This is a genomic window from Moraxella sp. FZLJ2109, assembly GCF_024296965.1.
In the GTDB taxonomy this organism is placed as follows: Bacteria; Pseudomonadota; Gammaproteobacteria; order Pseudomonadales; family Moraxellaceae; genus Moraxella.
This window is the reverse complement of sequence record NZ_CP101112.1, coordinates 2,237,535-2,261,271: the sequence shown is the minus strand read 5'-3', so window position 1 is coordinate 2,261,271 and position 23,737 is coordinate 2,237,535. Positions and strand designations below refer to the sequence as shown.

At 45.3% G+C, this 23,737-nt stretch carries 22 protein-coding genes; 18 read left to right on the top strand and 4 right to left on the bottom strand.

Going from position 1 to position 23,737, the window contains the following annotated elements:
- The first annotated feature begins 10 nt into the window (after nucleotides 1–10).
- The 3 genes from NKU06_RS10765 (at nucleotide 11) to NKU06_RS10755 (ending at nucleotide 4,308) form a co-directional block, all read left to right on the top strand.
- Entirely contained in the window at nucleotides 11–712 is a 702-nt protein-coding gene (locus NKU06_RS10765) for an SDR family oxidoreductase (protein ID WP_254732071.1), read from the top strand.
- Between the two features lie 137 nt (nucleotides 713–849).
- Nucleotides 850–2,568, top strand: a complete 1,719-nt coding sequence (locus NKU06_RS10760; protein ID WP_254730952.1) for a hypothetical protein — start codon at nucleotides 850–852, stop codon at nucleotides 2,566–2,568.
- A gap of 27 nt (nucleotides 2,569–2,595) precedes the next feature.
- A complete protein-coding gene (locus NKU06_RS10755) occupies nucleotides 2,596–4,308 on the top strand; it encodes a hypothetical protein (RefSeq protein WP_254730950.1) in 1,713 nt (570 codons plus the stop codon).
- Nucleotides 4,309–4,395: 87 nt separating this feature from the next.
- On the opposite strand, the gene NKU06_RS10750 is transcribed toward NKU06_RS10755, so the two are convergent.
- From NKU06_RS10750 to NKU06_RS10740, 3 genes are all read right to left on the bottom strand, one after another.
- Nucleotides 4,396–5,304: an IS3 family transposase gene (locus tag NKU06_RS10750; protein WP_254732049.1), complete on the bottom strand. Its 909-nt coding sequence runs from the start codon at nucleotides 5,302–5,304 to the stop codon at nucleotides 4,396–4,398.
- Entirely contained in the window at nucleotides 5,295–5,819 is a 525-nt protein-coding gene (locus NKU06_RS10745; protein ID WP_254729162.1) for a helix-turn-helix domain-containing protein, read from the bottom strand. Before NKU06_RS10745 ends, NKU06_RS10750 begins: the two co-directional genes overlap by 10 nt.
- Nucleotides 5,820–5,892: 73 nt before the next feature.
- Nucleotides 5,893–6,531 (bottom strand): response regulator, encoded by a 639-nt coding sequence (locus NKU06_RS10740; protein WP_254730947.1) that lies wholly within the window; start codon nucleotides 6,529–6,531, stop codon nucleotides 5,893–5,895.
- A gap of 500 nt (nucleotides 6,532–7,031) precedes the next feature.
- Here NKU06_RS10740 and NKU06_RS10735 point away from each other — a divergent pair, with 500 nt between their 5' ends.
- From NKU06_RS10735 to lptB, 15 genes are all read left to right on the top strand, one after another.
- Nucleotides 7,032–8,168: a D-alanyl-D-alanine carboxypeptidase family protein gene (locus NKU06_RS10735; RefSeq protein ID WP_254730945.1), complete on the top strand. Its 1,137-nt coding sequence runs from the start codon at nucleotides 7,032–7,034 to the stop codon at nucleotides 8,166–8,168.
- Nucleotides 8,169–8,316: 148 nt separating this feature from the next.
- Nucleotides 8,317–10,434 carry an excinuclease ABC subunit UvrB gene (gene uvrB / locus NKU06_RS10730; RefSeq protein WP_254730942.1) on the top strand — a complete coding sequence of 706 codons (2,118 nt, stop codon included), beginning with the start codon at nucleotides 8,317–8,319 and terminating at the stop codon, nucleotides 10,432–10,434.
- A complete protein-coding gene (locus NKU06_RS10725) occupies nucleotides 10,431–11,006 on the top strand; it encodes a uracil-DNA glycosylase family protein (RefSeq protein WP_254730940.1) in 576 nt (191 codons plus the stop codon). Before uvrB ends, NKU06_RS10725 begins: the two co-directional genes overlap by 4 nt.
- Before the next feature lie 69 nt (nucleotides 11,007–11,075).
- The gene (gene nspC / locus NKU06_RS10720; RefSeq protein WP_254730937.1) at nucleotides 11,076–12,281 is read left to right on the top strand and encodes a carboxynorspermidine decarboxylase; all 1,206 of its coding nucleotides are present in this window, start codon (nucleotides 11,076–11,078) and stop codon (nucleotides 12,279–12,281) included.
- Between the two features lie 14 nt (nucleotides 12,282–12,295).
- Entirely contained in the window at nucleotides 12,296–13,108 is an 813-nt protein-coding gene (locus NKU06_RS10715) for a hypothetical protein (RefSeq protein ID WP_254730934.1), read from the top strand.
- Between the two features lie 193 nt (nucleotides 13,109–13,301).
- Nucleotides 13,302–14,549 carry a saccharopine dehydrogenase family protein gene (locus tag NKU06_RS10710; RefSeq protein WP_254730931.1) on the top strand — a complete coding sequence of 416 codons (1,248 nt, stop codon included), beginning with the start codon at nucleotides 13,302–13,304 and terminating at the stop codon, nucleotides 14,547–14,549.
- Nucleotides 14,550–14,661: 112 nt separating this feature from the next.
- Entirely contained in the window at nucleotides 14,662–15,258 is a 597-nt protein-coding gene (locus tag NKU06_RS10705; protein WP_253223519.1) for a 6-carboxytetrahydropterin synthase, read from the top strand.
- Nucleotides 15,259–15,262: 4 nt separating this feature from the next.
- On the top strand, nucleotides 15,263–15,694 hold the full coding sequence (gene tsaE, locus NKU06_RS10700) for a tRNA (adenosine(37)-N6)-threonylcarbamoyltransferase complex ATPase subunit type 1 TsaE (RefSeq protein WP_253223520.1): 432 nt from the start codon (nucleotides 15,263–15,265) through the stop codon (nucleotides 15,692–15,694).
- A complete protein-coding gene (gene miaA, locus NKU06_RS10695; RefSeq protein ID WP_254730928.1) occupies nucleotides 15,695–16,810 on the top strand; it encodes a tRNA (adenosine(37)-N6)-dimethylallyltransferase MiaA in 1,116 nt (371 codons plus the stop codon).
- Nucleotides 16,811–16,858: 48 nt separating this feature from the next.
- Nucleotides 16,859–17,494, top strand: a complete 636-nt coding sequence (gene hfq / locus NKU06_RS10690; protein ID WP_254730925.1) for an RNA chaperone Hfq — start codon at nucleotides 16,859–16,861, stop codon at nucleotides 17,492–17,494.
- Nucleotides 17,495–17,786: 292 nt separating this feature from the next.
- Nucleotides 17,787–18,764 (top strand): KpsF/GutQ family sugar-phosphate isomerase, encoded by a 978-nt coding sequence (locus NKU06_RS10685; protein ID WP_254730923.1) that lies wholly within the window; start codon nucleotides 17,787–17,789, stop codon nucleotides 18,762–18,764.
- Nucleotides 18,765–18,772: 8 nt separating this feature from the next.
- Nucleotides 18,773–19,297, top strand: a complete 525-nt coding sequence (locus NKU06_RS10680; protein WP_253223523.1) for an HAD family hydrolase — start codon at nucleotides 18,773–18,775, stop codon at nucleotides 19,295–19,297.
- A 9-nt stretch (nucleotides 19,298–19,306) separates the two neighbouring features.
- Nucleotides 19,307–19,885, top strand: a complete 579-nt coding sequence (gene lptC, locus NKU06_RS10675) for an LPS export ABC transporter periplasmic protein LptC (protein ID WP_254730920.1) — start codon at nucleotides 19,307–19,309, stop codon at nucleotides 19,883–19,885.
- 35 nt (nucleotides 19,886–19,920) lie between these two features.
- Nucleotides 19,921–20,448 carry a lipopolysaccharide transport periplasmic protein LptA gene (gene lptA, locus NKU06_RS10670; RefSeq protein WP_254730917.1) on the top strand — a complete coding sequence of 176 codons (528 nt, stop codon included), beginning with the start codon at nucleotides 19,921–19,923 and terminating at the stop codon, nucleotides 20,446–20,448.
- A 30-nt stretch (nucleotides 20,449–20,478) separates the two neighbouring features.
- Nucleotides 20,479–21,189, top strand: coding sequence for an LPS export ABC transporter ATP-binding protein (gene lptB, locus NKU06_RS10665; RefSeq protein ID WP_254732069.1), 711 nt, complete (start codon nucleotides 20,479–20,481; stop codon nucleotides 21,187–21,189).
- Between the two features lie 99 nt (nucleotides 21,190–21,288).
- On the opposite strand, the gene NKU06_RS10660 is transcribed toward lptB, so the two are convergent.
- On the bottom strand, nucleotides 21,289–23,121 hold the full coding sequence (locus tag NKU06_RS10660; RefSeq protein ID WP_254730914.1) for a phosphoenolpyruvate carboxykinase (GTP): 1,833 nt from the start codon (nucleotides 23,119–23,121) through the stop codon (nucleotides 21,289–21,291).
- Nucleotides 23,122–23,737 lie beyond the last annotated feature (616 nt).

The following is a 23,737-nucleotide window of genomic DNA, read 5'->3' as shown; positions in this document are numbered from 1 at the left end:
CTTGGGTGCGATGATGGCGCGTAAGTTTGCATTTTTGGGCTATGATTTGGCGATTTGTGCGCGCCGCCTTGAGCGTCTGGACGCACTCAAAGTCGAGCTTGAAGCAGAATATGGCGTTAAGGTGCATACCAAGCGATTGGATGTGACCCAGTATGATGAGATTTTCACCGTATTTGACGCATTCGCCAAAGAGATCGGCACGATTGATAAAATCATCGTCAATGCAGGGGTGGGTGATAGCCGCGTGATTGGTCATGGACGATTTAACATCAATCGCGCGACCGCTGAGACCAATTTCATCGCCGCCATCGCGCAGTGTGAAGCGGCAATGCAGATTTTCCGCGCGCAAAATAGCGGTCAGTTGGTGGTCATCTCAAGTATGTCGGCGGTGCGCGGCTTGCCACGCCATCTGACCACTTATGCCGCTGCCAAGGCGGGTCTTGCAAGCCTTGCTGAAGGTATCCGCGCAGACATGATCAAAGAAAAATTACCGATTACCGTATCGACGATCTACCCTGGTTATGTGCGCACCGATTTGAACATCGGCGCAAAATACTTGCCATTTGAAGTCGAAGAAGAAGAAGGCGCAGAAGTCATCATCAAAGCAATCGAGACCAAAGTCGATGAAGCTTATGTCCCTGCTTGGCCGTGGCTGCCGATTGGTCTTGGGATGAAATATCTGCCACTGCGTGTGATTACTAAGTTTATCTAAAACTTGAGTAATAGACTATTTAAAACCCTGATTGCAATCGGGGTTTTTTTGTATTTTATGATTTTTGCGGTGTTTGATTGGCTAGGATACAAAAAGATGTTAAAATGATGAAACTTTAAACATCCAATGGACTTTTTATGTTTACTCAACTCTTGCGCTCTGCCAAGCGATCTTTTGTGCCAAAAATGGGCGTACTCTGCCTAACTGCCACCATTTTAAGCGCGTGTCAAAGTGCGGCAATGACTGCCGACGCGCCAAAGCCAAGCAATTTGCCATTTGCTGATAATGCCAGCTCTACCGCCAATTATGCCAAAGCCACGCTACTTGATGCCATGCGCGCGCATCTAGCCCAAGAACGCTATGCGCTATCTACTTATCACAATCGTGTCCATGCCTTGCATACACCTGACAGCATCGATGCGGGCGCTGATCCTGTTTGGACGACTGCGCTTAAGACGATTGAATACAAATCCGCACAAGATGCACAGCACGATACAGATATTGGTATGGATGATGGTGGGGTGGATACTGATTATGATGCTTGGTCAGTTAATGCAGAAGATGATGCGATCACTGAAACGGATACGAATACTGTATCGGCATCGAGTTCATGGTTTGATCATTATAAAAAAATGAAAACCGCCAATACGCCGTACAAAGGCGACATCTCAGCAGATGACTTACCAATCAATGTGCCGACAGAGCAGTTGCCCGCAGGTCTGTATGGCAATCTGATGTCGGCAATGCTTGAATATATGAAACAAAGCCAAGCACAACTAGATGCCAAAAACCTATATCAATACGACAATTCCACCATCACCGTGCTGAGTCATCATGTACCTGCTGCGCGTAAAATCGATATGCTGATGGCACTGGATTATCATTCTGCTGCCTTGGATCAGTCGGTGCAGCTGCCTATGTCACTGGACTTTGAACATGATCGTGCGGTGGTAGATGTGTCGGCAGCATTGCCATTGATGGCGTTCATCGCGCCACAACACACGCCGTTACCACAAGAGATTCCCAATGGTTTGATGCGCTTTAGCCTGCCAAAAACGCTCGATGGCGTGCTGCCGATGTCTGTGGTCTATGATGCGCTGAATCGTAGCCTTGTGCAGAGCTTGGCGGAGTTTGACAGTGAATCATTCACCCCTGTGGACGCACACCACGATGCCTATGCCAAAGAGCTGGGCGCAAGTTCGGTGATTAAGCTGAATTTTGACAGCAAAGCCATGGGCAAGCAGGCTGGCGTTGCCCTTAAGATTTTGGCAAATGAACTCAAAGCCTATGTCGATGCTCATCCTGATAAATACACTGCGCAAGGTAAGTTTGATGCTAGCAAAATCAAGCAAGCGATCGATGATTGGCTATTGATCAATCAAGGCTATCACAGCGATGATTTGGGCAGTATCTTTGCGCTTGTCGAATCAGTGCTGCCGATGAATTTTAACGGCTCAATATATTATTATCTTGACAGTCGCGGACGCATGATCGGAATGCAGTCAGTGCAGGCGATCAAGCAGCCGATGCTCAATGTCAGCCTACAGACCATCGGTCAGACGCGCTACAGCGATCAGCCGTTCCGTCATGCCTATGCTGATAAGCTTGCCCAAAGTTTCACTGGTGATGCCAAAGACGGTAATGCATGGCTTGCCAATATTCGCCAAGAAAATAAACTGGCACGCCTAGCAGCACAGCAGCGCGCAAGCTATGTTGAGCCAAATCACTGTGATGCGCAATTTGATCAACAGCTTAACGACGGCGCAGAGCTTGATGTAATTTTAAGCACTTATTATGCTTGCGTTGAAGCGATGGAGGAGTCGCATACAGAACAGAGCGGTCAAGAGCCAAAATAATTCAAGCACATTTAAGTAGGATATCTTATGAAAACATCGTTAAAAACCTTTAATCTGTGCTTGTCATTGGCGGCGTTATCAGGCTGCGCTACGACACAGATTACAAATCATCAAGCAAATATCGCACAGCCCATCAACGCCCAAGATGCACTTGGCAATGCCATACAGTCGCAGCTGCGCACATCGTTCGGCTATCGAACCGATATCGCTGTGAACAATGCCATGCAGCGCGATGCCTTGGCGACTGCTGGCACTACCACCGATGCCACAAACTGCGAGCAAGTGCATGATACTGCTTATATCGCATGGCTTAAGCAGCTACAGGCAGCAGGTGTGGATATCGAAAACTTAGACGCATCGGCATATCAAGATAAACTGGATGCTTTCAAGGCACAGTTTAACGAATGTCAAACCCAAGCTGAAGCGGCAGAATTTGACACTGATGGGTTTTTTGAAAAAAATACTCAATTGCCAATCGATGCACAATTTGACCAATTTTTTGATGCTTATCAAGCGCACAGTGAGCAGCCTGCCGCCAAACACAGCGCATTAGACGCCAAAAAAGCAGCGCTGACTGATGCTTACTTGATTAAGCCAAGTCGCATTGAAGTGATGGGGAATTATCAGCCGTTGGCAGGTCATATCACCATCTTGCCCATCGCTGAATATCAGAGCAAAAACCTACAAGCGCGCATCATTCAGCCGATGTATTTTGACCTAAAAAAAGGCGATCTGTACCTATGGGCGGATCATTTGGCACTGATTAATAGCCAAGTGCTTGATAAAGAGCTTGGCACAGCTTGGCATAATAAATGGCTAAAAATTCCGCTGAATGATGACAGTTTGCCAAAAGATTTTTATAAAAAATTCTTGCAAGGGCTATTGGATGCCAAAAAACAAAGCTTTTATAGCTTGGATACATCATCATTCACTTGGACGAATGCAGATTCACTGATCAATTTACCACATCTGCGTGAGCAGCTGACCGATGCACAGCTTCAGATAATCACTGGTAGCGATCGGATTATCCGCGCACAGCCAAGCATGCAGGCGAAAAACTTCGCTGACTATATCTTTGCCGATACCTTGTACAATGCCATCATCGAAGCCATCCCTGAATATCAAGCGGTATTCATGCCGCCTGAGCGCACCATCGAAGAAGGTGAAAGCCGTATCATCATCAATCAAATCACAGGCGAGCCGCCGACTGACATCACCGCAGATGAAGAAGTCAAGCTCAATAGCCGAACCATGATCCATGTACTGCTGTCATATTTGGCACAAGTGATGGATGGCTATATGGCAAGCACACAAAATCAAACCCAAACCCAAAGCAAGTCATCAGCATACGCGCCAGTGTCGCACTATGGACTGCAGGGCAAAGGGCTGCAATGGATGCATCAGCGTTATTATCTTGGTGATCAAACGCAAACATCTAGCACGCCACTGGTGGTGGATAGCTTTACCACCATCATTCCAGTGATGCACGATACCTTTGCGCGCTTGCCATCGGCGCATCGTATGCCGAATGATGCCAACAGTGTCAATCTATTCGAATATGGCAATGATCTGTTTGCACGATTAAAAGAAGGGGATAACCGCTATCTTAAAGCAATGATCGCGATGACTACAGGCATTGGCGCGGCAGCTGATGATGGTGCAGATTATGAGTTGCCATATGATGAGATGGAAGTCATTCCTGACGAACCCGATCTTGATGATGCACCTGATACGCCTTAGGTTTATAATCAACCAAACAAAAGCTGTGAGTAACATGAACCGACCCCCAAATCTTAGACAAAGTTAAGATTAAGGACTAGGTTTAAATTAAGTGGTTTGGTCAAGGACTAAGCGCCTGTATTTTACAGGACTTAGTCCTTTTAGTTTAATCTTTATTCTATCATGATTGTAGTAATGGATGTACTCATCAATCGCTTGTTTAAGCTCATCAATGGAGGTAAATCTTCTTTGATGTTTGTCATGAAAGAAGATTTCTTCTTTTAATGTGCCAAAGAAGCTTTCTATCACCGCATTATCCAAGCAATTACCCTTTCTTGACATACTTTGAATGATGTTGTTGTCTTTTAAGGTTTGTTGATAATTTTGCATTTGGTAGTGCCAGCCTTGATCTGAATGCAGAATCAATTGTGGTTTGCTGCTATCGTTGCCAGCATTATCATCTGCTTGCAGTCGCTTTAGTGCCTGATCAAGCATCTTGGCAACCAAGCCATAATTTGGGCTACTGTGCATCTGATAGCTAACAATTTCTCCATTAAACAAATCCATGATGGGAGACAAGTAAAGCTTTTTGACATTACCTTGTTTATCCAACACTTTAAACTCAGTGACATCAGTCGCCCATTTTTGGTTGGGTCGATCTGCTTTAAAATCACGCTTGAGTACATTATCAGCGATTTTACCCACCTTACCCTGATAAGCACTAAATCTGCGTTTAGAGCGAATCCGTGCTTTCAGTCCCATTTGGTTCATCAGTCGCCACACTTTTTTATGATTGATGACAAAGCCTAACTGTTTTAAGGCAAGGGTGATTCTGCGATAGCCATATCTGCCTTGATGGGTGTGATATATCTTTTTGATTGCATCTTTGATGTCTTGATGTTTATCCTTTTGCTTGAATTGCTTTAAGTGATAATAAAAGGTTGCTTTGGCAACACCAAGATAAGTCAGTAATTGTTTTAATGGATAAATCTGCCTTAGCTCGTCAATCACTGTGATTTTATTGATGATGATTTGCTTTTTCTTTGCTGACGCTCCAAGGCTTCTAACTTTTTTAAGATGTCATTCTCCATGCGTAAGTGTTGTAATTCAGCAATCAATTCAGCATGGGTCTTTTGTTCATCAAGTTTGGATGTTTGGCTTGCTTTGCTGGTCTTTAGCATAGATTGCCTGCCTTTGGGTTTAGGAGTCAGTCCCATGATACCATGAGTTTGATAAGCTTTTAACCATTGAAACAGCACACTTGGGTTGCTGATATTTAATTCAATCGCCAAAGTGCGTATGGATTTACCAGCAAGTAGTTGTAATACTGCAGTGTGTTTGAATTCTGGTGAATAACTAGCTTTGCTCTTTCTGATACGAATACCATCAACACCATGAGTTTGGTAGAGTCTCACCCAGTTTTGGACAATAGAGCGTTTAATACCAAAAGAGTTGGCTGTGTTGTGGTAACTATGTCCTGTTAAATAATGATCAATGACTTCAAGTTTAAAGTCAATTGTGTATTTGGTCATAAAAACACCCCAAAGGTTGTCTAACTTTTGGGGTGCGGTTCAATTTGGGTGCTTTTTGTTTTAAAATAAAAAATCAATTCGCCTGAATCAAGCCATGACGAATGGCAAGGTGTGTAAGCTTCACATCGCTATCGATGCCCAATTTCTCAAAAATACGATAACGATAAGTATTGACCGTCTTGGCGCTGACGAACAGCTGATCGGCGATCTCTTGGGTGCTTTGGCAATTGACCACCATCATCGCCACTTGCTTTTCACGCTCTGATAAACTGTCAAACGGCGATTCGGCTTGTTCGCCAAGCACAGTCTCAGCAAGCTGTTCTGCAACATCGTGACTAAAATAGCGCGAGCCTGAATGCACTTTTTTGATCGCGCGGATCATCTCATCCAGCGGCGTGCCTTTGGTGATATAGCCATCTACACCTGCTTTGAGTAGCATTGATGGATAGGGCTGTGCCGAAAGGCTCGATACTGCCAAAACTTTCACACTGGCATTGGACTGCTTAATGCGGCGGGTGGCTTCGACACCATCGATATTGGGCATATTGACATCAAGCAAAATCACATCAGGCTTGAGTGTTTTGGCAAGGATGACCGCGCTCTCACCATTATCCGCTTCGCCGACGACATCGATCTCAGGATTATCGCCCAACATATGCGTGATGCCCATGCGCACCAAATCATGATCATCTGCCACCAAGACTTTTATCATTATTGTTGTACCTATTTCATTTAAATTTTGGACTTGTATTATAACAAAACGGACATAAATATTCTATGTGTTTGCTTGGCATTTATGCAAGTTCAAACCGCTGCTGATCAAAATTGGCACAAAATGTTGCGACAACCTTTCCTTTATTTTATTATTTGCGAAATTTTTATAAAAATTAGGACTGGAGACGGGTTTTTGGTGACAATTGATGGTTTTTTGAGCAGTTGGCGACTGCACCACTCTAAAAATGTGCTACAATAAAGCTGTAGGCAAGGCGCGTATTGGATTGGTGCAAATGACGAGCAAACCCATTGATACCGCGCCGCCACAGTTGATCTGCCGCTGTGTAGATTGATGGTTGGCATGGCACAAGCATAATAAAAATTTAGTGGTATCAATATTTCTTTTGATTTATTGATTTGATTTTGATGTTTGAACCGAAGGCGCAACGCGTCTGTTGGGACACTGCTGTTGCCTTGTTCATTTTTAAAGGAAATCCCATGAAAAACACCCATTTTGGCAAACGATTGAATAAGCATTATGCGATGATGCTGGCACTGATGGCAAGCTCAGGCGCGCACGCTTTTGTGGTGGATAGTAGCCAATCAAAAACTGTCAGCACATCAAGCGCGGCAGTGGTCAGCACACAAAATCCTTATGTGCAAATCCCCCAAACCCCAAGCTATAGCGAAGCCTATGAGCCTGCGCCTAGCTACACCACCACGCCTGCGCCAGCCCCACAGATCAACCAAAGCCAAACTGTCAGCGTCGTGCCAGCAGGTAGCGCACCTGCTGCTAAGCCTGTGACCAACTATGGCACAAGCTACAACAGCGCGAGCAACTATTCAGGCTACGGTTTTAGCAGTGATCAGTTGATGCTATCACCACGCTCTGAAGCGGTGGCGGTGTTTGATTTGCAATCAAATCAGTTGCTTTATGCCAAAAATGCCGATGAGCAGCGTTCGATCGCATCGATCAGTAAGGTGATGACCGCCATGGTGATCTTGGATGCGCAGCTGGATATGCGTGAAGAAATTACCATCATTCCATCGGATTTGGTCGGCGCTAAGCAAGCCAGTACACGCCTAAAAGCAGGCGATCGCATGACGCGCTCTGAGTTTTTGCTGATGATGCTGATGCGCTCTGAGAACCCAGCTGCTAAGGCATTGGGTCGTACTTATCCAGGTGGTTATGATACTTTCATCGCAGCGATGAACCGCAAGGCGCAAGAAATGGGTATGTATCAGACGACTTTCAGCGATACTTCAGGTCTGGATCCGCGTAACCGCTCATCGGCGCGCGATTTGATCACTATGATGAAAGCTGTGAACAGCGATCCGCGTTATCACAGCATCCGCAACTTCTCAACTGCACCGCAGTATGACTTTTATATTGCCAACTACCAATCAGGCGACCGCACTTATAAAGGCAATAATACCAACCGTCTGGTGCGCGAAGGTAACTATCCAATCGGCGTACAAAAAACAGGCTACATCCGCGAAGCAGGTTACAGCGTCGTGATGGAAACCAATATCAACAATCACCCAACGATCATCGTGCAGCTAGGTGCGTCAAACAGTGCCAACCGCTGGTCAGATTCTGAAAATATCATGACTGAATTGGCATATCGTCGCTAATTGCTGTTTGATATTTGATAAAAACCTTCTAAGTGTGTGCTTGGAAGGTTTTTTGTTAAGCTTAAAGTCTTTTGCTTTATTCAATGGCACTTTAAATCCACAGCATTTGCCACCATATTATCCCCAAATTCTATCTAAGATCACCACCATGCGACAACCAATCACCCGAGCAGACATTCAGACCAATCAGCTTGCCAAACAGCTCCAAGACGAAGCCCAATTAACAGGCGTCAATGCCTCGGGCACCCAAATCAGCAGCCGTGCCTTTGATATGGTGACAGAATTTGAGCCATCAGGCGATCAGCCGACCGCGATTGCCAGTCTTGTCAAGGGGGTAAACTCTGGCATGACAGGGCAGCTGCTACTTGGGGTGACAGGCTCTGGCAAGACATACACGATGGCAAAGGTCATCGCCGAGTGTGGGCGACCTGCGATTATTATGGCGCATAATAAGACTTTGGCAGCTCAGCTGTATGGCGAGTTTAAGGCGTTTTTTCCGCATAATGCTGTGGAGTATTTTGTCAGTTATTATGACTATTATCAGCCTGAAGCCTATGTACCAGCTTCTGACACTTTTATTGAAAAAGACAGTGCCATCAATGACCATATTGACCAGATGCGACTGTCCGCCACACGAGCACTGCTTGAGCGGCGTGATGCGATTATCATTGCATCAGTGTCTGCCATTTATGGTCTAGGCGACCCAGAAAGTTATCTAAAAATGCTGCTCCATATCGTCGTGGGTGATCGCGTGGATCGCAATGCCATCATCAAGCGACTTGTTGAGCTACAATACGAGCGCAATGAGCTGGATTTTGGGCGGGGTACTTATCGCATTCGTGGCGAGACTTTGGACATTTATCCTGCCGAAAGTGAATCTTTGGCGGTGCGTATTGCCATGTTTGATGATGAAGTGGAAAAAATCACTTGGTTTGATCCATTGACGGGCAAAAATATCAAGTCTGTGCCACGCATCACCATTTATCCAAAATCGCACTATGTCACGCCCAAAGATAAATTGATGGAAGCATCCGAGACCATCAAAGCTGAGCTTGCCGAGCGATTGGACTATTTTCGTGCTAATGACAAACTGATAGAAGCACAGCGTATCAAAGAGCGTACGCAGTATGACCTTGAGATGATTCAGCAGCTTGGCTATTGTAACGGCATTGAGAACTATTCTCGCCATCTGTCAGGCCGACCCGCAGGCGAGGCACCGCCGACCTTATTTGACTATATTCCACCAGATGCACTGCTATTTATTGACGAAAGTCATGTGACTGTACCGCAGATTGGGGCGATGTACAAGGGCGATAGAAGCCGTAAAGAGACGCTTGTGCAGTATGGTTTTCGTCTGCCCAGTGCGATGGATAACCGTCCGATGAAGTTTGAAGAGTGGGAGCGTATCGCCCCATCCACCATCTATGTATCCGCTACGCCTGCCCAATACGAGCTTGAAAAATCCGAACAAATCGTCGAGCAGGTGGTGCGTCCGACAGGGCTTGTGGACCCTGTGCTGGAGATACGACCTGTATTGACACAGGTGGATGATGTGCTGGGTGAGATTAACTTGCGTAAGGCAGTGGATGAGCGAGTGCTGATTACCGTACTGACCAAACGCATGGCAGAGGATTTGACCAGCTACCTAAAAGAATACGGCATCAAGGTCGCCTATCTGCATTCAGACATCGACACGGTGGAGCGGATGAAGATCATCCACGAGCTACGCACAGGTGTGCATGATGTACTGGTGGGGATTAACCTGCTTCGTGAGGGCTTGGATATGCCTGAGGTGAGCTTGGTGGCGATTTTTGATGCTGATAAGGAAGGTTTTTTGCGCTCAGAGCGTTCGCTTATTCAGACCATCGGGCGTGCCGCTCGTCATGTCAATGGTAAAGCCATTTTATATGCTGACAGTATCACCCCAAGTATGCACCGCGCGATGGAAGAGACCGAACGCCGCCGCGCCAAGCAAATCGCCTATAACACCGAGCATGGCATCACCCCAAAATCCGCCACGCGTCAAATCACTGATAAGATTGATACTGGTGAAGATGAAAATACCGAAGTGGTACGCATTGTGTTATCCGAAGCGCTGCAAGGTGTGGACGAAAGCATTTTGCATTCGCCCAAGCTACTCGCCAAAGAAATCGCCCGCCTAGAAAAACAAATGCAAGCACTATCTCGAGAGCTAAAATTTGAAGAGGCGATGAAAGTGCGTGATACGATGTTGGCATTGAAAGAATTGATGGTGAAATACACATGACCATCGAAACCCATCCATTATCCCCATTTACTCCGCCAAATAGCCAAGTGCTGATTTTGGGGAGTTTTCCACCACCGCAAACACGCTGGAAAATGCCATTTTATTACCCCAATTTTAATAATGACTTTTGGCGGATTATGGGCTTGGTGTTTTTTGATGATAAAGATCGCTTTATCAATACTGCGGACAAAAGCTTTTATCAAGACAAGATTGAGCAATTTCTCGCCGATACGGGTATTGCCATCAGCGATACTGCGTATCAAATCAAACGCCTACAAAACAACGCCTCGGATAAATTTCTAGAAGTTATCACGCCGATGGATATTGCAGGCATTCTAGATAAATTGCCAAATTGCACCAGTATCATCACCACAGGCGAAAAAGCCACGCAAATTTTGTGCGATACTTATGCTGCTACAGCACCAAAAGTTGGGCAATCAGTGGGTCTAAAAATCGGTCAAAAGCCCATCACTTTATACCGCTTACCGTCATCATCACGGGCTTATCCGTTAAGTTTGGATAAAAAATCAGATGCCTATCGCCATGTATTTTCGTTGTTATCATTGATATAAAAATTCAGCCATCGTTGCAAAATTTTGTTAAAATACCAAAATTGCAAACAAGATTTTAGGAAAAAGCCCATGACCGTGCGATTTTTTGACCGCTTAACGGACGACCAAAAACAAACCCTTGCCAAACTGCCCACACCGTATTATCTACTCGATGAGCGAGCCATTATTGATAACCTTGCCATCACCGAAAAGCTATGCCAAGCCAGCGGTGCTAAGGCATTGCTTGCGCTCAAATGCTTTGCCACTTGGGGCGTGTTTGAGTCGATGAAGCCATATCTGCACGGCACAACATCATCATCTTTAAAAGAAGTTCGCCTTGGCAAAGAATGCTTTGGTGGCGAGACGCACGCTTATAGCGTTGCTTATAGTGAGCATGAGATTGATGAAGTGCTCGAGTATGCCGATAAGATTATTTTTAATTCATTTAATCAATTGGCTCGCTTTGGCAAAAAAGCTGCCGCCAAACACATCCCTGTCGGTCTAAGATTGAATCCGCAAACCAGTAATTCATCATTCATCATTGCTGACCCTGCCAGGCCTTTTAGCCGACTTGGTGAGCATGATGTTGAGGCGATTATGGCAGTGGCGGATAGCATCAGTGGCGTGATGATTCATAATAACTGCGAAAATGCCGATTTTGAGGCGTTTAGCCAAAGTCTGTCAGATATCGAAGGGCGATTTGGCGAGCTGTTTCATCGGCTTGATTGGGTGAGTTTTGGTGGTGGTATTCACTTTATTGATCCTGAATATCCTTTAGATAAATTTGCCAATCGACTTAAAGATTTTGCCACCAAATACGGCGTACAGATCTATCTAGAGCCTGGTGAAGCATCAGTGCACCAAGGGGCAGTGCTGGTAACGAGCGTGCTTGACACTTTGCATAATGGTAAGCCTTTGGCGGTGGTGGATGCATCTATCGAAGCACATATGTTAGATTTGCTAATTTATCGTCAGTCGTCACCGCTTGCTTATGTCAATGATACTGCTTATGATATTAAAGGAGGTGATTTTGATGGCGTGACAGCGAATGAGACGGCGGTGCGTATCTATGGCAAGTCATGCTTGGCAGGGGATATTTTTGGCGATTATACACTGGATGAACCGCTACAAATCGGGGATAAAGTCGTCTTTGGCAATGCCGCTGCTTATACCATGGTGAAGAAAAACTGGTTTAATGGCGTCGATATGCCGTCAATTGTCATTATCCGTCAAGATGGCGAAGTGGTCGTGCAGCGCCAGTTTGATTATGATGATTATAAAAATAGCTTGTCATAAGTGTGAAATAATTCATGAATACACCAAAAATTGAGATCTATCAGATTTATTATAATGAGGCGACTAGGCAGTCGCTAGACCCTGATTTTATACCATTGGATAACACGCATGGCCCAAAAGAGTGGTATGAATTTTATCCGATGTTGCAGTTTTTGAACACGCATGAACTGGATGATGATACTTATTACGGCTTTTTATCACCGAAGTTTTTTGAAAAAACAGGAGTGTGTGGCAAGGATTTGCATCAAATAATTCAGCGCCATGCTATTGATGTCGATGGTAATCGTGTAGATGTGTTTTTATCATCAGTCGGATTTAATTCATTAACTTACCATCAGAATGTTTTTTATCAAGGGGAGCGAAATCATCCTGGGTTTTTAAGTTTAATGCAATTGTCCTTACGGAAAATGGGCGTTTTTCTCGATTTAAAATCCATGATTTCTACCAACTATAATTCGGCATTTTGTAATTATGTCATTGCCAAAAAACGATATTGGCAACAATGGCAAAAAATTGCCAATCAGTTTTATGCATTGGTTGAAAACGATCAAAGCGAGATTGGGCGAATGTTGCGCCAGAACACACGCTATATGACTGATCCAGCACCGATGCGTGCCTTTATCCAAGAGCGGTTCGTAAGTGTAGTTTTGGCGATGGATGGATATAGAACCATGCCTTTTGGCTTTGAGACTTCCAAGTTGAATTTGGATGCTGATAATATTTTTGGGCTATGTCATTACTTTAAAACAAAGTATGAACAGACGCGCAATATGGAGGACTTGTTGATGTATCAAAAGTTAAAAGAGTTGGTTTATTTTCCATGGTAACGAAAATAGACATATTTTTATTTAATGGTTGAAAAATCACCAAATACTCGTTATTATTCTAAGCTTTGTCATGCTTGTGATTTTGCAAGTATTGATGGATGTTGGGTGCATGGATTTTCCTTGAAGTCTTCCTTTTTAATTCATGCATAATATTGATTTTGCTTAGTTTTTTAAGCATAAAGGAGGATTTATCATGACTCAACCGAATGTTTTGATTATTGGCGCTGGTGGCGTCGCACAAGTCGTGGCACACAAATGCGCGATGGCAAATGATGTTTTTGGCGAGATTCATATTGCATCGCGCACCAAAGAAAAATGCGATGCGATTGCTAATAGCGTCGCCGAAAAGGGCAGTTTTAAAAAAGATGCCATCTTGCATACACACGCTGTCGATGCCTTGGACACCGAGCAGCTTGTACAGTTGATTCGTGCGATTGATGTGCATATCGTCATCAATGTCGGCTCACCATTTGTCAATATGAGTGTGATGGATGCATGTATTGAGACAGGTGCACATTATTTGGATACGGCGATTTATGAAGATCCGACCAAGATTTGCGAAGCGCCACCGTGGTATGAGAATTACGAGTGGAAAAAGCGTGACGCCTTTAAGAAGGCAGGCGTGACAGCGATTTTGGGTATCGGATTTGACCCGGGTGTGGTGAATGCCTATGCACGCTTGGGTGTAGAGTATTTTGATACAGATACTGTCACAGATATTGATATTATTGATATCAATGCTGGCAGTCATGGCAAATATTTTGCCACCAATTTTGATCCTGAAATTAATTTCCGTGAATTTACTGGTGTCGTTTATTCTTGGCAAAATAGCCAATGGCAAACCAATCAGATGTTTGAAGTCAAACGCACGGATGATCTACCTGTAGTCGGCGTCCAAAACAGCTACCTATCAGGGCATGACGAGCTGCATTCATTGCACAAGAACCTAAATGTGCCAAATATCCGCTTTTGGATGGGGTTTGGCGAGCATTATATGAATGTCTTTGGCGTACTAAAAAACTTAGGTCTATTGTCAGAACAACCTGTCAAAACCGCCGAAGGTTTGGAAGTTGTGCCATTAAAAGTGGTCAAAGCAGTCCTACCGGATCCAGCAAGCCTTGCGCCCAATTATAAAGGCAAAACCTGTATCGGCAACAAGGTCAAGGGCAAAAAAGACGGCGTCGATGGCGAGATTTTTATTTATAATATCGCTGATCACGAAGAAGCTTATCGTGAAGTTGGTAGTCAGGGTATCTCTTATACGGCAGGCGTGCCACCGGTTGCAGCGGCAATTTTGATCGCGACAGGTGAGTGGAATGTCGGCACGATGGTCAATGTCGAAGAGCTTGATGCGCGCCCATTCATCAATCTACTGAATCAAATGGGCTTGCCAACTCGCATTATCGATAAAGACGGCGATCGCTTGTTGGAATTTGCATGATAAACGCAGCGCAGATGACGCACTCAAGCCCCAACTTGGGTGCGTTTTTTATGTCGCTATGAAAATTTATGCTATAATAAAAATCATATGATCAAAATAATAAAGGCATCTCATGCGTATTCGCAAACTGTTTAAATTCGAAAATGCTCACATCGTCCGCAACTGCTCATCCGATCGCTGCAAACGCTCCATTCATGGGCATAGCTATCAAGTTGAGCTGATCTTGGAAGCGCATCGCTTGGATCATGGGCAGATGGTCTATGATTTTGGGCTACTTAAGGGTAATATCAAAGACATCATTGACAGCTTTGATCATGCCATCACTTTTTGGGATAAGGATGATCCAAGCTATATACAAGCTTGCAAAGACTTTAGTGCACGCTGGGTGAGCTTACCTGTATCACCGTCAGCTGAGCAATTTAGCCGTGTGATTTTCTTTTGGGCAGACGCCATCTTAAAACAAACGCAAATGCAAAATGGCGAGCAAGATGTCCATGTACACTCGGTTATCGTCCATGAGACGGCGACAGGCTATGCACAGTGCTTTGGCGATGATGTCACCAATGAACAAATGGGCAAGCTTGATTTGGCTGGCTTTGAATTTAGTGAACAGGTCAAGGCAGAATGGGGCGATCCAATGATGTATGATAAGCTAAAAGCAGGCAAGCCATTCATCAATCCCTCTGTGGATTTGCAAGTCCAAGTTTGAGCATATGAAAATTATCCTAAAAAATGAAACTGATACTGCGGCTTTTGCCCAGCAGCTGGCTGATATGAATCTGACGGGCAGTGTGTGGCTGTCAGGGGATTTGGGTGCGGGTAAGACGACGCTGACTCGCTATTGGCTGCAAGCCATGGGGCATACTGGTGCAGTCAAAAGCCCGACTTATACACTCGTTGAACCTTATCAAATCCAAACAAAAACAGGCATCAAGCCGGTTTATCATGCCGATTTATACCGACTCAATGACCCAGAAGAGCTTGATTATATTGGATTTTTTGAATATTTTGATGAGCATGATAGCCTTGTCATCATCGAATGGGCGAGCCGTGCCGAATCAAATCTGCCAAAGCCTGATTATCTGATTGATTTGACTCGTCAAGCAGATGATTGCCGTGTGCTTGAATTTATCAAGGCTTCATAAATGTCATCACTACCGCATTATCAAGATTTGCCCAACAATAGTGTCGTGTGTCTGATGTCGCCGACCGCCAGTGGTAAGACGGATTTGGCGTTTAGACTGTATCAGACAGGGCGATTTGAGCTTGTGTCGGTGGATAGTGCATTGATTTATCAAGGTATGAATATCGGCACTGCCAAGCCAACTGCCGATGAGCTTGCCCAATTCCCCCATCATCTGGTGGATATCATTTCTCCGACCAAGACCTATAGTGTGGCGAATTTTGTGGCGGATGTCGAGCGACTGATTCATGAAATTCATCAGCGGGGCAAGATTCCACTATTGGTCGGTGGTACGATGATGTACTATATGGCGTTGTTTGACGGCATTTCTAGCGTGCCAGAAACCGACCAGTCGGTTCGTGATAAAGTCAAAGCATGGCTGGATGAAGAAGGCAATGATGCCATTTATCAGTATCTGATGAAGCATGACCCTGTGATTTGTGAAAAGCTTAAGCCAACAGACACGCAGCGCATCACTCGCGCGGTCGAAGTGCATCTACAGACAGGCGTACCGATGAGTACTTGGCAAGCCACACCAAAAGTCGCCCTAAGTCACGACCCAAAATGGCAGTGGTACGGCATCGTCGTGACACCTGATCGTGCTTGGCTGCATGAGCGGATCGAGCGGCGGCTTGAGATCATGTGGGCAGATGGCTTTGTTGATGAAGTGGTTGGCTTGCTTAACAAATATCCAGCTCTGACCGCGGATATGCCATCGATGCGCTGCGTGGGTTATCGGCAGGTGCTGGAATATCTGGCAGTGACGGCGCATCCTGCGATTGTAAATCATTCTGGTTTAGCAACTTTTGCTCAACAAATTTTAAATAATGATATGCAGAAAATACATGATGCAAGTAAAACTGATAAAAAATCACAAAAAAATCTCATAAATGCCGATGAAGTATCTTGTAAAGATATGAAAAATAAGGCATTATATGCAACAAGGCAGTTGGCAAAGCGCCAATATACTTGGCTTAAGCAGCTTGCCTTGATGGAAAATCCAACAATAAAGCATATCAGCATCGCTTCATTTGATAGTATAAAACAAGTACAAACACATTTCTTGCAATTGCAATAATCTAAGAGCCATTCTTTGCATTGCTTGGCTATTTTTGTGGAGATTCATATGTCAAAAGGACAAACCTTACAAGATCCATTTTTGAATGCGCTGCGCAAAGATCGCATTCCTGTGTCAATTTTTTTGGTCAATGGTATTAAGTTACAGGGTCAAATTGAGTCATTTGACCAATATGTTGTTTTGCTAAAAAATACTGTTAGCCAAATGGTGTATAAACACGCCATTTCTACCGTCGTACCAACGCGCAATCCGCGTTCAGAAGGGGGTTCTGCACCTGCTGGTGGCTATCCTGCATCAAATGTCGGTGTGATGAGCAGTGGCACTTATCAAGGCAGCGGCTTTGAGCGTCAAGGCTTTGACCGTGGTGCGATGGGTGGCTATCAAGGCGGCACGCGCCCACAAGGTGGCTTTACTCGTACGCCACAAGCGGGCTTTGAGCGACAAGGCTTTGAGCGTAGCAGTATGGGTTATCAAGGCGGTATGGGTGGTATGCAATCAGGCTTTGACCGTAGCGCATCTACTGGCATGGGCTTTGAACGCCAAGGTTTTGACCGTCAGGGCTTTGAAGAGCGTGGCTTTGATGGTAAGGCATTTGAAAATACTGATGTGCGCAGTTTTAACCGCCAAGGTTTTGATGCCAAAGCTGATGAAAAATTCGGCGAAGATGAAGAATTTGAAAGCTGATCGCCATCAAGTTTTATCGAACTCGCAGCTGATATGGTTGCGAGTTTTTTATTTATGATAAATTGTTTAGTGCAAAATTGACGACAAAAGTAATGAATGGATTAGCTTTGTGTATGATGGTTTGGCTGTTTTGATAACGCCTTGATTGACTTTGTTAAATTTGGTTATCAAAGCCAAAATTTGCCATAAATTCTGACAAACTGCACGGCAAATATGCTATCATAGCACAATTAAACTGTGTGTTTTGACACGGTTTTGGCTGTATTTATGATCAAATTGGGCTACTTGCTATATGAACACAACTGCATCACAAGATCATGATTTTATCAAAGAAGCGATCACGGCGATTCGCACCGAGCAGCACGCGTTGGATTTGCTGATTGATGAGCTTGATGAGCGATTTACCGAAGCTTGCCAAGCTATTTTATCCTGCTCTGGGCGTGTGGTGGTCACAGGTATGGGCAAGTCGGGTCATATCGGGCGCAAGATCGCTGCGACTTTTGCATCGACAGGGACGCCTGCGTTTTTTATGCATCCAGGGGAAGCTGGGCATGGCGATCTTGGTATGCTTGTCAAAGGCGATGTGCTGATTGCGATTTCTAACTCTGGCGAGTCTGATGAGATTCGTATGCTACTACCTGTGGTCAAGCAGCTTGGTATTCCGCTCATTAGCATCAGCCGTGATAAGCGTGGGATTTTGCCGCGTTCAGCAGATATTGCTTTGACCTTGGGTCGTTCAGAAGAAGCCTGCCCGCTTGGGCTTGCACCGACATCGAGCACGACGGCGACCTTGGCACTGGGTGATGCGTTGGCGGTAGCGCTACTGCACGCGCGCGGTTTTACCAGTAATGATTTTGCCTTATCACACCCTGCTGGGGCATTGGGTCGTAAGCTGCTGACCCGTGTACAGGACATCATGCATACGGATAATCTGCCTGTGGTGCGTGATGATGCAAGCCTAAACGATACGCTACTTGTGATGACTGGTGGTCGCTTGGGTCTTGCGATTGTCGTCAATGCCAGTGATGAAGTGGTGGGTATTTTTACCGATGGTGATTTGCGCCGTAAATTGGCTCAAAATACTGATCTGTCGGCGCAGATCAGTGATCTAATGACCAAAACACCAAAATCCATCGCCAAAGAAACGCGCGCATCGGACGCCTTGACGGTGATGAACGAAAATGCCATCAGCCAATTGTTGGTGCTTGATGATCAGCATTTGGCGGGGGTGATCAGCATTCACGATGTGCTAAAAGCAGGCGTTAGCTAGGATTTGTCATGAACGAAGTTATTTTACAAAAAGCCAAAAATATCAAGCTGTTTGCTATGGATGTCGATGGCATCTTATCTGATGGCAAGATCATTTATAACTCCTATGATGTTGAGACTAAGGCATTTTATGTGCAAGACGGTGTGGGGCTAAAGGCTCTGCAAGATTTTGGCATTGAGCTTGCCATCATCACGGGGCGCACATCACCGATGGTGGAACGCCGTGCGCGTGAATTGGGCATCAAGCACCTAATCCAAGGACGCGATGATAAATTCACAGCATTATCAAGCTTGGCTGATGAATTAAACCTAGACTTAAGCGAATGTGCTTATATGGGTGATGATCTGCCTGATTTAAAAGCGGTGCGTGAAGCAGGTTTGGGCTTTAGTGTACCAAATGGCTGTGCTGAGACGCAAGCGGTGGCGGATTTTGTCACTACCAAGGCAGGTGGCAATGGCGCGGTGCGTGAAGCGTGTGAACTGATTTTGCACGCACAAGGTCATTACGATGCCTTTATCGCCAAATTTCAATAAGGATGCGCGATGAATTTTCGCATTTTAAGCGTACTTGGTATCATGGCGTTGGCGGTCGCAGCGTGGTTTTATTATCAAGAAGACAGCGAGATCAAGCCTGCCTTGCCTGAAGTGACGGCGACTAATAATTATGAAGTCACTGGTATCCAAGCGGTGCAGACCAATCCTGAAACTGGCGAAACCGAATATACCCTGACCGCTGATTCTTTGGTACAAAATGCCCAAGGTGAAGATGAGATGGTGGGCGCGACCATCAATTGGCAACCACCACAGGGTGAGAATTACACTCTGACCGCTGAGCGAGCGACTTTTGATCAGCAGACAGGTGCGCTAAATCTTAAGAATGGCTTTAAAATGGTGCGTGCAGCGACAGCGGACAAACCTGAAATGGTGATTGTTGGCAATAGCTTAGCAGGCAATACGCGTGATCGTAAGCTTAATAGCCAAGAGTCATTGACCGTCACTCAAGGTACAGACAGCTTTAAGGCACAAGGGTATACCGCTGATTTAAATACGGGCGATTATGAATTTCATAAGATCGATGTGCTGTTCAATGCACCAAAGCGCCAAGACAAACCATTATTCTAACTGATTGATTTTTTTATACAATTTTAAGGTTTAATATGCATATCAAACCACTGATTGCCAAGTTTAGCTTTTTGACTGCGTTGGCGGTTGCGCCGATGATTGCCAGTGCATTGCCATCAGATGCCAATCAGCCGATCCGTCTATTGGCTGACCGTGCTACTTATAGCGAGCGCACAGGTGTGACCACTTATTCGGGCAATGTCACCATCGAGCAAGGCACGCTAAAGATTGCTGCTGATAATTTGACAGTAAATCTTAACACTCGCAATCGCAGTATCAACTCTGCGGTGGCGACAGGTCGTCCTGCGACGATGCAGCAGATCATCACTCAAGAAAAAGGCTTGGCAAAAGGTCAGGCCAATCGCATCGACTATGATGCGGTATCAGGCATCGTGACATTGACAGGTAATGCTAAGCTGACCCAAGCAGGTTCGAGCTTTTCGGGTAATGTCATTCGCTATAGCCTAAAAGATGGGGATGTCGAAGCCAATGGTGGTCAAGGTCGCCGTGTGGAACTGATATTCCCACCAAATTCTGATACCAATCAGCGCGGTATTCGCTAATCATCGGGGTGTGATGTGACGACCTTGAGTATGCGACATCTTGGCAAGCGCTATGGTCAGCGTTGGGTGGTCAAAGATGTGTCGTTCGAGATTGAGCAGGGGCAAGTGGTCGGGATTCTAGGGCCAAATGGTGCTGGTAAGACCACAAGCTTTTATATGGTTATTGGTCTTGTGCCGATGGATCGCGGTCAGGTGCTGTTTGGTGATACTGATATTTCCAAAAAGGCCATGCACGAGCGTGCGGCGCAGGGTATTGGCTATTTGCCGCAGGAAGCATCGATTTTTCGTAAATTGACCATCGAACAAAACATCATGGCGATTCTGCAGACGCGCAAGGATTTGGATAAAGCTGCGCAGACTGCCGAGCTTGAAAAGCTAATGGCGGAATTTCACCTTGAGCATGTGCGTCATTCATTGGGTATGAGCGTGTCGGGCGGTGAGCGCCGTCGCTGTGAGATTGCCCGCTGCTTAGCGTCAAATCCGAAATTTATTTTGCTGGATGAGCCCTTTGCTGGCGTTGATCCGATCTCGGTCGGTGATATCATGCAGGTGATTGAAGCCTTGCGCGCGCGTGGCATAGGTGTGCTGATTACCGATCATAATGTACGCGAGACTTTATCTATTTGCCAAAAGGCGTATATCGTCTCAGAAGGTACGATCATTGCTGAAGGCAGCAGTGATGAGATCTTAAGCAATGAGCTGGTGCGTAAGGTGTATTTGGGTAAGGATTTTGTTGTTTAGATAAATTTTTTGCGGTTTTGAGTGTAAGTCAGTTGATGATTCTGCCATAAAAAATCCCCGAAGTTATAAAACCTCGGGGATTTTTTATGGCATTAAAGATTAAGATGCTTGCACATCTGACTTAAGCTTAGCATTGTGTGCTTTTAGTGCTTGTGGCATACGCTCGCCCAGTTTTTCGAACAGCTCAGCATGGCTTTCTAGCTCTTTGATCCACTGATCTTTGTCTTGGCTGGTCACCAAATCAAATTGTGCTTTGCTGAAATCTGATTGATCCCAGTTGATATCTTCATAAGTTGGTACTAGACCAATTGGGGTTTGTACTGCGTTTGCTTTACCTTCACAGCGTTCGATGATCCACTGTAGCACGCGCATATTTTGACCAAAGCCTGGCCATACGAAGTCGCCATTTTCATCACGGCGGAACCAGTTTACTTTGAACATTTTTGGTAGGCTGTTGCCAGCGGCTGCGGCTTTGGCGCCGATGCTTTCACCCATTTCTAGCCAATGGTTGAAGTAGTCTGCCATGTTGTACCCTGCAAATGGCAGCATTGCAAATGGGTCGCGGCGGACGACACCTTGCGCACCAGTGGCAGCAGCAGTAGTCTCAGAACCCATGGTTGCTGCTTTATATACGCCATCCACCCAGTCAAAGGCTTCAGAAACTAATGGCACAGTATCAGCACGGCGACCGCCGAAGATGAATGCAGAGATTGGCACGCCTTCAGGATTTTCCCATTGTGGGTCGATCGATGGGCATTGTGCAGCAGCAACGGTAAAGCGAGCATTGGCATGCGCAGCGCGCTCTTCGCCTGTGTGTGGCTCGCGTTTCCAGTTGGTTAGGTTTGCTGGGACTTCTTTGGTTTTGCCTTCCCACCAGACTTCGCCATCTTCGGTCACGGCGACATTGGTGTAGATAACATCAGAAACCAGCGTGCTCATGCAGTTTGAGTTGGTCTTGGTGTTCGTGCCTGGTGCGACACCAAAGAAGCCTGCTTCTGGGTTGATGGCGTATAGCTTGCCGTCTGCTGATGGCTTGATCCATGCGATGTCATCACCGACCGTTTCAACTTTCCAGCCTTCATAGCCTGCTGGCGGGATAAGCATGGCAAAGTTAGTCTTACCACACGCTGATGGGAATGCGGCAGCGATGTAGTGTTTTTTGCCTTCTGGGTTGGTCACGCCTAGGATTAGCATATGCTCAGCAAGCCAACCTTGCTCACGACCCATGGCTGATGCGATGCGCAGGGCTAGGCATTTTTTGCCAAGCAGGGCATTGCCGCCGTAGCCTGAACCATATGACCAAATTTCACGAGTTTCTGGATAATGGACAATGTATTTATCATCATTACAAGGCCATGCAACATCTTGCTCACCTTCTGCCAATGGCTTACCAACTGAATGCACACAAGGTACAAATTCACCATCTGTACCCAGTACATCATAGACTGCCTTGCCCATGCGCGCCATCTTGCGCATACTGACAACGACATAAGGCGAGTCGGTGATTTCGATACCGATGTGGGCAATGTGGCTGCCTAGTGGACCCATGCTAAATGGCACGACATACATGGTACGACCAACCATACAGCCGTCGAATAGACCGTTTAGCTTAGCACGCATTACTGCTGGATCTTCCCAGTTGTTGGTTGCGCCTGCATCTTCTTTATTGGCTGAGCAGATAAAGGTGCGATCTTCAACACGAGCAACATCTGATGGATCAGAAAATGCCAAATAAGAATTTGGGTGCTTTTCTTCGTTCAGCTTGATCATGGTGCCACCTGCGATCATTAAATCGATCAGGCGTTGGTTTTCTTCTTCTGAACCATCGCACCACTCGATATGAGCAGGTTTGGTTAATGCGGCGATTTGGGCAACCCAATCAATCAGGGCTTGGTGACGGACAAATTCTGGTGCAGTAATTGTTGCAGTCATGATGAAGTCTCGGTTTTAATTATGAAACGCTCAATGTGTCGGCGCTGCCAAATCACATCGGCACTGTGTGGCATGATTCGTTTCGGCACTGCCGATATGTAACAAAAAATACCAAGTTTTTAGAAAGTGATATTAAACCACAAAATGCTGCAAATAGTAAGATTTATTCAATATAAAAATGTAGCCATCATTATAATAAATTAATAAATAAAAACAATAACATATAATTTTGCATTTGAGAAGATTTGTCATTGACTTGCCATGATGGTTGTTTGATTTTTGTAAGTGGAATGATTGTGGCGATTATGGGTTGGCGTATGTATAAATCAGCTGTAAAAACCTCAAATCATCATCTTGTACAAGATGTACAAGATGTACAAGATGTAAAAACCCAGCAGAAAAAATAGCGTGTTTTGATTTGAATTTACAATACTTTTTGAAACTTAAAATCATGATATAAAAAATGCACCCATCATGAACCGACCCCCAAATCTTAGACAAAGTTAAGATTAAGGACTAGGTTTAAATTAAGTGGTTTGGTCAAGGACTAAGCGCCTGTATTTTACAGGACTTAGTCCTTTTAGTTTAATCTTGGGGCTGTACTAGAATAACTCTC